This window comes from Phocaeicola plebeius DSM 17135, from assembly GCF_000187895.1.
GTDB lineage: Bacteria > Bacteroidota > Bacteroidia > Bacteroidales > Bacteroidaceae > Phocaeicola > Phocaeicola plebeius.
In genome coordinates, this window is record NZ_DS990119.1 from 188425 (window position 1) to 200771 (window position 12347).

The 12347-nt window shown below is 46.4% G+C and carries 10 protein-coding genes; 8 read left to right on the plus strand and 2 right to left on the minus strand.

Annotated features, from left to right (window positions below):
- Nucleotides 1-20: 20 nt before the first annotated feature.
- Genes BACPLE_RS02055 through BACPLE_RS02065 form a run of 3 tightly spaced genes read left to right on the plus strand, consistent with a single transcriptional unit; the run spans nucleotide 21 to nucleotide 4654 of the window.
- Nucleotides 21-1049 carry a lysylphosphatidylglycerol synthase transmembrane domain-containing protein gene (locus BACPLE_RS02055; protein WP_007558456.1) on the plus strand — a complete coding sequence of 343 codons (1029 nt, stop codon included), beginning with the start codon at nucleotides 21-23 and terminating at the stop codon, nucleotides 1047-1049.
- A 5-nt stretch (nucleotides 1050-1054) separates the two neighbouring features.
- Nucleotides 1055-2038: a CDP-alcohol phosphatidyltransferase family protein gene (locus tag BACPLE_RS02060; RefSeq protein WP_007558458.1), complete on the plus strand. Its 984-nt coding sequence runs from the start codon at nucleotides 1055-1057 to the stop codon at nucleotides 2036-2038.
- A gap of 54 nt (nucleotides 2039-2092) precedes the next feature.
- The gene (locus BACPLE_RS02065) at nucleotides 2093-4654 is read left to right on the plus strand and encodes a DUF5686 and carboxypeptidase-like regulatory domain-containing protein (protein ID WP_007558460.1); all 2562 of its coding nucleotides are present in this window, start codon (nucleotides 2093-2095) and stop codon (nucleotides 4652-4654) included.
- Nucleotides 4655-4879: 225 nt separating this feature from the next.
- On the opposite strand, the gene BACPLE_RS02075 is transcribed toward BACPLE_RS02065, so the two are convergent.
- Entirely contained in the window at nucleotides 4880-5443 is a 564-nt protein-coding gene (locus BACPLE_RS02075; RefSeq protein WP_007558465.1) for a sugar O-acetyltransferase, read from the minus strand.
- A 197-nt stretch (nucleotides 5444-5640) separates the two neighbouring features.
- Between BACPLE_RS02075 and BACPLE_RS02080 the strand changes: the two genes are divergently transcribed.
- Complete coding sequence (locus BACPLE_RS02080; protein ID WP_007558468.1) at nucleotides 5641-6327, plus strand: SGNH/GDSL hydrolase family protein; 687 nt, start codon at nucleotides 5641-5643, stop codon at nucleotides 6325-6327.
- A 28-nt stretch (nucleotides 6328-6355) separates the two neighbouring features.
- On the opposite strand, the gene lipB is transcribed toward BACPLE_RS02080, so the two are convergent.
- Nucleotides 6356-7021: a lipoyl(octanoyl) transferase LipB gene (lipB, locus tag BACPLE_RS02085; RefSeq protein ID WP_007558469.1), complete on the minus strand. Its 666-nt coding sequence runs from the start codon at nucleotides 7019-7021 to the stop codon at nucleotides 6356-6358.
- Between the two features lie 157 nt (nucleotides 7022-7178).
- On the opposite strand from lipB, the gene BACPLE_RS02090 reads away from it, so the two are divergent.
- From BACPLE_RS02090 to gcvP, 4 genes are read left to right on the plus strand one after another with little or no spacing between them, the layout of a single operon-like run.
- Complete coding sequence (locus BACPLE_RS02090; RefSeq protein WP_007558472.1) at nucleotides 7179-8045, plus strand: DUF3298 and DUF4163 domain-containing protein; 867 nt, start codon at nucleotides 7179-7181, stop codon at nucleotides 8043-8045.
- 6 nt (nucleotides 8046-8051) lie between these two features.
- A complete protein-coding gene (rsmG, locus tag BACPLE_RS02095) occupies nucleotides 8052-8678 on the plus strand; it encodes a 16S rRNA (guanine(527)-N(7))-methyltransferase RsmG (protein ID WP_007558474.1) in 627 nt (208 codons plus the stop codon).
- A gap of 5 nt (nucleotides 8679-8683) precedes the next feature.
- On the plus strand, nucleotides 8684-9325 hold the full coding sequence (locus BACPLE_RS02100) for an MBL fold metallo-hydrolase (protein ID WP_007558477.1): 642 nt from the start codon (nucleotides 8684-8686) through the stop codon (nucleotides 9323-9325).
- 46 nt (nucleotides 9326-9371) lie between these two features.
- Entirely contained in the window at nucleotides 9372-12221 is a 2850-nt protein-coding gene (gene gcvP / locus BACPLE_RS02105) for an aminomethyl-transferring glycine dehydrogenase (protein WP_007558479.1), read from the plus strand.
- Nucleotides 12222-12347 lie beyond the last annotated feature (126 nt).

The following is a 12347-nucleotide window of genomic DNA, read 5'->3' on the forward strand; positions in this document are numbered from 1 at the left end:
ACATCACAAAATTCTGGGAAATGAAGAAACGTGTGAACGACCTGTTTTTTATAATAGGTCTTGTGGCCGTAGTCATTATGTGCTGCTCTTTTGAGGTCAGTTTTTCCCAGCTCTGGCTGGATATCCGGAAAGCCAGCTACTGGCTGGCAGCAATCGTAGGCTTATGGTTCATGCTTTACACCTTGAACGCACTGGCCTGGAGAGTGATTCTCCGGAGCAACGGCCGTTGCCCGGTCAGATTTGGAAGGCTGGTAAAATATACGGTAACCGGTTTTGCCTTAAATTCTGTCACTCCAATCGGTCTGCTGGGAGGCGAGGCTTACAAGATTATGTCTGTGTCGCAGTTCATGGACGTGAAAAAAGCGACCTCTTCCGTCATCCTTTTTTCCATGATGCACATATTCAGCCATTTCTGGTTTTGGCTGACGGCTGTGGGAGTGTATTTTCTGCTGGGCATGAATCACCTGGTACCTTTGAACGGAGCAATCGCGTGGGGTATGGCTTTTGCGATTCTCTTTTGTAGCGGGGGTATTTACCTTTTTGTGAGAGGTTACAAGTACGGACTGGCGGTGCGCTTTTTCCGCTTTGTGGCACGTATTCCCGTACTCCGTCGATGGGGAAAACGCTTTGGTGAGAAGCATCATGAAGACCTGCTGAAGATAGATACCCAGATAGCGGAACTGCACCACCAGAACAAACGGTCGTTCTACGCCAGTTTTTTTCTGGAATATGTAGGAAGACTTCTGCAAAGCCTGGAAATATTTTTTATGCTGATATTGTTCGGCATAGACGGAGGTAATGGAGGCTATGGACTTGTATTCTTATACTCTTTTCTGATTCTGGCATTTACCTCTTTGTTTGCCAATTTGCTGGGCTTCATGCCTATGCAGGTGGGTGGACGTGAAGGAGGGTTCGCCATGTCGGTAATACTGCTGGGCATGAGTGGTGAGATTGGTATTTTTATCGGAATAATCTGCAGGGTACGCGAGCTTCTCTGGACCCTGACCGGATTGCTGTTAATGAAACTGGAACGAAAATCAAATGAATAATCGATATGAAAAAAGAAGCTGTCAAATCAACGTATAAGTCGAATGATACAGAAGAGTGGCTCGACAAAGTGTGGACACGTCCGATTGGATATTTATGGGCCCTTTTCTTCAAACGGCTGCATGTGCATCCCAATGTGGTCACCGTGCTGTCCATGATTATTGGGGCAAGTTCTGCCATTTTCTTTGCTCATGGCTCTTACCGCACAGAAGGAACTGAGGGGCTTTTATACAATATCATTGCAGTCATCTTGCTGGCATGGGCCAATTTTTACGACAGTGCCGACGGACAGCTGGCTCGTATGACGGGACAGAAGACACGTCTTGGAAGAATCCTTGACGGGGCTGCCAGCGAGGTATGGTTCATTCCGATTTACCTGAGTCTGGTTTACCGGTTTTATGTACACCATGACCTGGAGTTCAGCTGGCTGGGCATCGCTCATACGCCGTCCAATGCCTGTATTGCTGCATGGGTCATGCTGGCTGTAGTACTGTATTCCGGATTTGTATGTCACAGCCGTCAGTGCGGTCTGGCCGATTATTACCGCCAGATTCATCTGTTCTTCCTGAAAGGAGAATCGGGCAGCGAGCTCGATAATGCCGCACAGCAGCAAAAGATATATGATGAAACGCCCTGGAAAGGAAATGTGCTCTGGAAACTTTTTCTGAAAACTTATGTCAATTACACCCGGACACAAGAAGCACAGACCCCTCACTTCCAGCATCTGATAAACAAAATACGTACCAAATACAAAGGCATGGAGCATGTGCCCTCTTCTTTCCGGGATGAGTTTCGCGCACAGTCACTTCCCCTGATGAAATGGACCAATATCCTTACCTTCAATACACGTGCCATCGTGCTTTACGTCAGTTGTCTGGCAGACCTGCCTTGGCTGTATTTTTGTTTTGAAATCATTGTCATGGGGGGACTTTGCAAATACATGCGCCATTGCCATGAGAAATTTTGCCGGCAGCTTTCCTCTAAATTGTAATTTGAAGCAAAGCTTATGCTATAAGCTTTGCAGTGTAACATTTATCAGTGTGCAATGAATAAAAAGATTTGTTTTCTGCTTATTTACTCTTTTTTCTTTTTGAAATTTTACGGACAGGATATTACCGTGGAAGGACTGGTTACAGATTCGGTGACGGGTGAAGGGCTTCCTTATGCTGCCCTGCAGATTAAAGGTACGACTTTGGGAACCGCAACCGATGCAGACGGACATTTCTCGTTTTCTGTACCGAAAGGAAAGAAAATACTGGTTGTTTCCTATCTGGGGTACGATTCGCGTGAAATGATATTGATTCCCGAAAAGAAATCCCATCTGGAAATTTCATTACCTCCCAGTGGCATCCATCTTGGAGAGGTCGTAATCAAGCCCACGAAGGAAAAGTATCGTAAGAAAGATAATCCGGCAGTACGCTTGGTACGTGAAATCATTGAACGGAAGAAGCTGAACACTCCCTATGCACATGATTACTTCAGTTACGAACGTTATGAAAAGGTGCTTTTTGCCATGAACGAATATACTCCCAAGCCTCCAAAGAAAGGAAAAAAGGGAAAGTTCAGTTTTGTGGAGGAATTCGTGGATACGCTGAATGACGGAACAACCATTCTTCCCGTGTCGGAAAAAGAACGGATCGAGACCGTTTATTATCGCCGGCATCCAAAGTCGGAAAAACACGTAGTGAGAGGCAGTCAGTCATCGGGAGTAGATGAAGTGTTTTCACGCGACGGGGTACAGCAGTTCCTGGGTGAGGCTTTTCGCGAAGTGGACATATTTAAGAATGACATTCCCTTGTTCTTGCAACGCTTTGTGAGTCCGCTTTCCGGCATCGGCCCTAATTATTACAAATATTACTTGCTGGACACGCTGGCCGTAGAAGGACAAACTTGTGTAGACCTTGGGTTCGTGCCTTTCAACTCAGAGACTTTTGGATTTACCGGACACTTGTATGTCACGCTCGATTCAACCTATTTCGTCAAAAAGGCTGTGCTGAACGTGCCGAAAGACATTAACTTGAATTTCGTATCGCACATGACGATTGAACAGACTTTTGAGCGGACGGCAGACAGTACCCGTCTGATTACGAAAGATGATATCAAGGTCAACTTTAAGCTGAGTGAGAAATCCAAGGGCATGTATGCACGAAGACTGAATATTTACCGCAAGCATTCGTTCGATGTACCCGATGCGGAAACTGCACAGGTATTTGAGGAAAGTGCCCCTACCCTTTTTGCGGCCAATGCCTATCGTCAGCCGGATAGTTACTGGAACACGATTCGTCCGCCCGAGGCAGTACGGAAGAATCCGAATTCCGTGAATAACCTGATGACCAAGTTACGGTCAGTTCCTGTGTTTTATTTCACGGAAAAGGTTGTCAGCATTCTTGTGTCAGGTTACATACCTACCAATAAGGACCCTCTGAAAAACAAGTTCGATCTGGGCCCGATGAACTCTACCTTTAATGGTAATGCCATTGAAGGGGCACGTTTTCGGGTTGGTGGAGGAACCACTCCCGTGCTCCATAAAAGATGGCTGGCAGACGGGTATATGGCTTACGGTACGAGAGACCAGAAACTCAAATACGACGCACTGGTAGAATATTCATTCAATGACCGAAAAGATTACAGACTGGAATTCCCTATCCATTCTCTCCGGCTGGAATATATGTACGACCTGAACAAACTGGGGCAACAGTATATGTACACCAGTAAGGACAACATGATGCTGGCCATCCGCCGGAAAAAGGACACACGTGCCACCTACCTGCGGAAAGCAGAACTGACTTATACGAGAGAACATTATAATGGAGTGTCGTATGGGGCTGTCCTCCGTAACCTGCGTGAGTATGCCACACCGTATGCTGAATTTAACCGCTTTGAATCCGACGGCTCTGTAAAACCGGTTACCCGTTATGACCTGACTGCCCTGGAACTCCGTTTCCGTTATGGAAAGAACGAAAAGTTTTATCAAACCCGTACACAGCGTGTTCCCATTACATACGATGCCCTGATATTCAATTTGAGTCACGTGATGGCTAAAAAAGGTTTTCTGGGTTCTTCCTATGATTACCAGCGGACAGATGTAGGCGTACAAAAACGGTTCTGGTTTTCCGCCTTTGGTTATGTTGATTTTATTGCCAAGGCTGGGAAGGTATGGAGCAAGGTGCCCTATCCTTTACTCATTCTTCCGAACGCCAATCTGACGTACACGATACAGCCTGAAGCATATACCAATATGAATGCGCTGGAATTCATGAACGATGAATATGCTTCATGGGATGTGACGTATTATATGAATGGAAATCTGCTCAACCGGATTCCTCTGATAAAAAAGCTGAAATGGAGGGAAGTATTTACGTTTAGGGGACTTTGGGGACATCTAACGGACAAGAACAATCCTATGGTCGCTTCCAATAAAGAAGGACTGTACATGTTTCCTGAAGGAACCTTCATGATGGGAAAGGCACCTTACATGGAAGCGGGAGTAGGTATTGAAAATATTTTCAAATTCTTGCGTATAGATTACGTATGGCGCTTGAATTACAGGAACAATCCGGACATTCAGAAATCAGGTATTCGCATGACGATGAAGTTGTCTTTTTAAGGGAAGTCGTGACTTCATGCATGTTTTATAAGCCTCCTTGGCATAATGGAAAAAGAAGCCGCTTCTTTCCAGGTTTTCCCCGTGCGAGCCGTACGTTTTCCGGTGCAGAAACATACGGTTTACGCAAGGAAAACATACGGTTCTGCATCGGGAAACATAAAAGGTGAAAAAAGGCTTGCAAATAATCTTCTTTGCTTTTTTACATCATTCTATCAAGAAACCTGATTATTCTATGTTCCGTATGAATTTGGCCGGTACACCTCCTACTACGGTATTGGCAGGCACGTCTTTCGTTACGACGGCTCCGGCTGCGATGATGGCATTGTCGCCAATGGTGACTCCCTGCAGAATGGTGCTGTTAGAGCCTACCCATACGCGTTTTCCCAGTACGATGGGAGCCGGTGTCATGGCCGCACGATTTTCCGGATTCATGTCGTGATTAAGTGTGGCGAAAACCACGTTGTGCCCAATCAGGCAACCGTCGCCCAGTGTCACTCCACCCTGGTCCTGGAAATGACAGCAGGCATTGATAAACACATCTTTTCCTATATGGATATTTTTTCCGAAATCCGTATAAAAAGGAGGAAATACCCGGAAAGTGTCGTCTACCGGCCGACCGAAAAGCTGAGACATCAGTGCCCGGATTTCGTCCATGGTGTGATACGATCCGTTCAGTTCGAATGTGATACGGCGGGCTTCGTCACTCATGCGGTTCAGCAATTCCATGATTTCGGGTGTGTCAAGCGGTTTACGCATGGCTACGTGAGCCAAAAAATCATTTAGTTCCATGTGCTATGTTTTGAAAGGGTTATACAATTTTTATTTTACAAAAATATCCTGATTTTTCGGAAAACACGATATACATATTACGGATAATCATACCCCAATTACTTGTATACCGACAAAATGCCCCACTTTTGTATCACTTTTTTCTGTTTGTTTTGTTTTTTATCGCGTACATTTGTAAAAACTTTAAATGACACATCATGAAAAAAACGTATGCAATGCTATTTTCCTTCCTTTTGGTCTGCACCATGGGATTTTCGCAGACCCGGAAGGCTGTTTCTATCTTAGGAGATTCGTACTCTACTTTCGAGAATTACCTTCAGCCTGATACCAATGCCGTGTGGTACTTTCAGCAGCCGCGGAAAAACAACGATGTCCGTTCTGTAGACCAGACCTGGTGGTATAAGTTTATTAAGGAAAGCGGATACCGTCTGTGCGTAAACAATTCTTTCTCGGGTGCAACCATCTGCCACACCGGTTACCGAAAAGAGGATTATTCCGACCGCTCGTTTGTGACACGAATGAACAACCTGGGGTGTCCGGACCTCATTTTCATTTTTGGAGCAACGAACGACAGCTGGGCCGGGGCTCCCATCGGTGAATACCAGTATGAAAACTGGACGAAAAAAGATTTGTACAGCTTCCGTCCGGCCATGGCTTATATGCTGGAACACATGCAGTACCGTTATCCCAACGTGGAGATTTATTTTCTGTTGAACTGCGACCTGAAACCAGAAATCAATGAGTCTGTAAAGACCATCTGCGCACACTATCACGTGCCTTGCATCGAACTGAAAGGAATCGACAAGCAGGGAGGGCATCCTTCCATAAAAGGTATGCAACAAATAAACGAACAGATAAAAGCTTATTTTGCCAGTCGGCAATAAGGAAAAAGAAAACGGCTTGACGAATACGTCAGGCCGTTTCTTTTAATAATTCCAGAATCAGTTGCTCCAGTCTGTCTCTCACTTCATCCATCGGGACTTCTTGCCGTAACTCAGCCTGTAGTGAAGTGACTCCCTTGTCTATAAACCCACAGGGATGAATGTAACTGAAATACCTTAAATCTGTATTAACGTTCAGGGCAAGACCGTGCATCGTAACGAAATGGCTGCTTCTTACCCCCATGGCACAGATTTTACGTTCTTCGGGCGTGCCCGTAGCCAGCCAGACACCAGTAGCTCCGTGCACTCTGTCGGTTTCTATGCCGTAGGTCCGGCACACACGGATCACCGCTTCCTCTAACAGGTGCAGGTATTCCTTCAAACCCAAGTGAAAATCTTCCAGGTTCAGAATCGGATAACACACCCATTGTCCCGGTCCGTGATAAGTAATGTCTCCTCCCCTGTCTACCTGAAACAGTTCGGCATGAATGGTCTGTAACTGTGTGGGGTTCAACAGCATATTGGCTGCCTTTCCGTGCTTGCCCAGGGTGTAGACATGCGGATGCTGGCAGAAAATAATCCGGTTGGTATAAGGCTTTCCGTTCAGCTTGGCATCAATGAGTTCATCGAAGAGAGCAGTTTGTCGTTCCCAAGCCTCAGAATAAGAGATGAGTCCCCAGTTTTCTATTGTAATCATGGCATTCAATTCTTAAAAGGTTACATTTTGCAAAGAAAAAATTTTTTGGTGTGAATGGCAAAGATTTACAAAAAGAATTCCTTTTTACATCGCAATTCGGGAAGTTATGCTATATTTGTAGACAGAGAAATCATTTTTTTGAGAAAAACGTCTGAACATGATGAAAAAAATACAAAGAGGATTATTCCCCTCTGTCGTGTGTGGCTTGTTTTCCACCATGATGCTACCGGGGTGTATCGGAAACGGGACAGCCGGAGGAAACGAAGTTTCAGTGGATTCCATTCCTATGGATACAACTGTGTATCTGGATGAAGCCAATACGGAATCACCTAAATGCCAGATAAAAATCAATTTTAAATATTTAAAGTCGGCCGATAAGAACGATTCACTGACACAGGTAATCAATCAGGTGCTGGAAGATGCTTTTTCAAGTGCACATGCCGGAGCAGCTTCTCCACGGGCCTTTGTCTCGTCTATCAAAGAAAGCCTGGCAGGTGATTACCTGAAGGATGTGCAGGGAAGTTATCAGACCGACTTGAAGAACGGAATGAAGCCCGATGAAATTCCTAACTGGTATAACTACGAATATGAGATAAATTCGGAGCTGCAAGAAGGTAAAGACAGTATATGGAATTATGCCGTCACTACTTTCCAATATACCGGAGGCGCACATCCCAACACATGGGCACAGTGGGTTAACATCGATGCGGCCAATGGGAAAAAGCTGGACAAGAGCGAAGTGTTTGCCAAAGGAACTGAAGAGGATATTTGCCGGCTGATTCTGGACAAACTGCTGGCAGAAGCCAATAAAAAGCTGGAGACAGATACCTTGACCTGTGTAGAGGGACTTCAGGCGGTAGGTATCTTGTTGGACACGGACTTGTATGTGCCCGATAACTTCCTGTTCGAAAAAGAAGGAGTGACATTCCTTTATAACACCTACGACATTGCACCTTATTACATGGGACGTTTCCAACTGACGGTTCCCTATGAAGAAATCAATACTTATTTAATCAAGAAATAATCGCACATGGACATTATCTTAAAATATTTCCCGAACCTGAGCGAGGTTCAGCAACAGCAGTTTGCAGCTTTGTATGACCTATATACCGACTGGAACAGCAAAATCAACGTGATTTCGCGAAAAGACATTACCAACCTGTATGAGCATCATGTGCTGCATTCACTGGGTATTGCCAAGGTCATGCAGTTCCGTCCGGAAACGACTGTGATGGATTTGGGTACCGGCGGTGGTTTCCCTGGAATTCCGCTGGCTATTCTCTTTCCGGAAACACATTTCCATTTGGTGGACAGTATCGGCAAGAAAGTGAAGGTGGCTACTGAAATAGCCAATGCCATCGGCTTGAAGAACGTCACTACCCGTCATTGCCGTGCGGAGGAAGAAAAGCAATTGTTCGACTTCGTGGTAAGTAGGGCCGTCATGCCGCTGACCGACTTGCTGAAAATTATCCGCAAGAATATCAAGAAGGAACAGCACAATGCCCTCCCCAACGGACTGATTTGCCTGAAGGGCGGTGAACTGGAACGGGAAGTCATGCCTGTAAAGCACCAGACACTTATGTATGATTTGAAGGATTATTTTGAAGAGGAATTTTTTGAGACCAAGAAAGTGGTTTATGTCACAATCAACGGATAATCGATATGAAAATAAAGACATTTGAATTCAATATGTTTCCGGTCAACTGCTATGTGGTGTGGGACGAGGAAACGCTGCAGGCAGCTGTAATTGATGCCGGATGTTATTATCAGGAAGAGCAGCAGACATTGAAAAAGTTCATTGCAGAAAACGGACTTACGGTGACGCACTTGCTGAATACGCATTTGCATCTGGATCATATCTTCGGCAATGCGTTTATGCTCAGAGAGTTTGGAGTCAGTGCTGAAGCCGGAAAGGAAGATGAATTTCTGTTGCCGAGAACGGCAGAGTATTGCCGCATGTTTGGCTTCCCTCTGAACGAGGAGCCTCCTGCACTGGGAAGCTACGTGCATGACGGCGATCTGATAAAAATAGGAAATATAGAACTGAAGGCGCTTGCCGTGCCCGGCCATTCTCCCGGAAGCATGGTGTTCTATTGTGAAGCGCAGCACTGCATGTTCAGCGGTGATGTATTGTTCCGGGGCAGCATCGGGCGTGCAGACCTGGAAGGCGGAAACTTTGACCAGTTGAGGGAAAGTATCGTGGCACGTTTGCTGACACTCCCTGACGAGACAATGGTGTATCCGGGTCATGGAAACCCTACTACCATCGGCTATGAAAAGATGAATAATCCTTTCTTCCGCTGATGCGTTATTCTTTTGCTTGAAAACCATAAATCTTACCTTAATAATCATGAAAACAACGACATTCGCAAACAGACACATCGGCATCGGGGAAGAGGAACTTCCGCTGATGCTGAAAAAAATTGGAGTAAGCAGTCTGGATGAACTGATAGAGAAAACCATTCCTGCCAATATCCTGTTAAAAGAACCTTTGAAACTGGGAGCTGCCATGACGGAACGTGAATTTGCTGAACACATCGGCAAACTGGCAGCCCAGAACAAGCTATATAAGACGTATATCGGATGTGGGTGGTATGATACGGTGACTCCGGCAGTTGTTCAGCGTAACGTATTTGAAAATCCGGTTTGGTACACTTCCTATACGCCCTATCAGGCTGAAATTTCCCAGGGACGACTGGAAGCGTTGCTGAATTTTCAGACGGTAATCAGCGATCTGACTGCCCTTCCGCTGGCCAACTGTTCTCTGCTGGATGAAGCGACGGCTGCGGCGGAAGCGGCTACGATGATGTACGGACTGAGAAGCCGTGCACAACAGAAAGCACAGGCCAACGTGCTGTTTGTAGATGAAGAAATATTCCCTCAGACGCTGGCAGTTATTCGTACCCGGGCCATTCCGCAGGGAATGGTAGTAAAGGTAGGCAGTTACAAGGACCTGACTTTTACACCGGATATTTTCGGTTGCATCGTGCAGTATCCGAATAACAGCGGAAGCATAGAAGACTATCGGGAATTTGCCGAACAAGCACATGCTGCCGGATGTAAGGTGGCCGTAGCAGCCGATATCCTGTCGCTTGCCCTACTGGTTCCTCCCGGTGAATGGGGAGCCGACATCGCTTTCGGTAGTTCACAGCGTCTGGGCACACCGATGTTCTATGGAGGACCTTCTGCGGCTTATTTCGCTACACGTGATGAATACAAACGAAACATGCCGGGACGTATCATCGGTCTGTCAAAAGACAAATATGGTCATCTGTGTTACCGCATGGCATTGCAGACTCGCGAGCAGCATATCAAGCGTGAAAAGGCTACTTCCAATATCTGTACGGCACAGGCGCTGCTGGCTACCATGGCCGGATTCTATGCCGTTTATCACGGACCTGACGGCATAAAGGAGATAGCCAATCATGTACATGCCGTGGCTTTCTGGCTGGCAGAACAGCTTACGAAGCTGGGATATAAATTGCAGAACGAAAATTTCTTTGATACACTGAGAATACAGTTGCCGGACAACGTAACCATTCAGGAAGTGCGCACTATTGCCTTGAGTAAGGAAATCAACCTGCGCTATTTTGATAATGGCGATGTGGGTATCAGTGTCGATGAAACTACTACGCAGGCAGATGCTACGCTGATTCTGAATCTGTTTGCCGTAGCGGCAGAAGAACCGATGCATGATGTCTGTGCCATACCGGAAAAGGCTCCTGTAGCCGCACAGTTCCAGCGTCTGAGCACGTACCTCACTCACGAAGTCTTCCAGAAGTATCACACCGAAACGGAAATGATGCGTTACATCAAACGTCTGGAACGGAAGGATATCTCGTTGGCTCATTCCATGATTTCATTGGGCTCTTGTACCATGAAACTGAATGCGGCATCCGAAATGCTGCCTCTTAGCAATGCGGCGTGGATGAACCTTCACCCGTTGGTTCCGGAAGATCAGGCTGCGGGATACCAGGCTTTGATTCACAATCTGTCGGAACAGCTGAAGACGATTACAGGTTTTGCAGGCGTATCTCTCCAACCGAACTCCGGTGCAGCAGGTGAATATACGGGCTTGCGCGTGATTAGAAGTTACCAGGAAAGCATCGGACAGGGTAACCGCCGATTGGTATTGATTCCGGCTTCGGCACACGGCACCAATCCGGCTTCGGCTGTACAGGCAGGTTACGAGCCGCTGACGTGTGCTTGCGATGAGAATGGAAACGTGGATTTGGAAGATTTGCGTGCGAAGGCTGAAGCACATAAGGATGAGCTGGCAGCTTTGATGATTACTTATCCGTCTACTCATGGTATTTTTGAGGAAGAAATCAAGGAGATATGTGAGATTATCCATGCGTGCGGTGCACAGGTTTATATGGATGGAGCCAACATGAACGGACAGGTGGGACTGACCAATCCGGGTACTATCGGAGCAGACGTGTGTCACCTGAACTTGCATAAGACATTCGCGAGCCCCCACGGTGGTGGCGGTCCGGGTGTAGGTCCGATTTGTGTGGCCGAGCATCTGGTGCCTTTCCTTCCGGGACATGTCAGCACGGGCAATCCGCAGAATGAAGTCTCTGCTGCTCCTTATGGAAGTGCCGGTATCCTGCCGATTACTTACGGCTACATCTGCATGATGGGAGCAGAAGGTCTGAGAAGAGCGACTCAAACGGCTATTCTGAATGCCAACTACCTGGCCGCTTGCCTGAAAGATACGTATGGAGTGGTATACCGCGGAAAGAACGGTTTCGTAGGTCATGAAATGATTCTGGAATGCCGGAAGATACACGAAGAAAGCGGAATCTCGGAAAATGACATTTCCAAGCGTCTGATGGACTACGGTTACCATGCACCTACCCTCTCCTTCCCTGTACACGGTACGCTGATGATTGAACCGACGGAAAGTGAAAGTCTGGCAGAATTGGACAACTTTGTGGATGTCATGGTACATATCCGTGAAGAAATTGCAGAGATTGAGACTGGAAAGGCCGACAAAGAAGACAACGTATTGGTGAATGCTCCTCATCCGGAGTACGAGATTGTGGGAGATGCTTGGACTCATCCTTATGGACGTGCCAAGGCGGCTTATCCGATTCAGAGTGTAAGAGACAACAAATTCTGGATTAACGTAACACGTATCGATAATACATTGGGCGACCGTAAACTGTTGCCTACACGTTACGGAAGCTTTGAATAAAGTCTTTAAAGTCACGTTGGCTTGATATAGAAAATAAAAAGAGCCACTGCATTCCTTCGTAAAAGAGGGATTCGCAGTGGCTCTTTTCATATAAGACTGGAAATGGCATTCCCTGTTTTTCCGCAT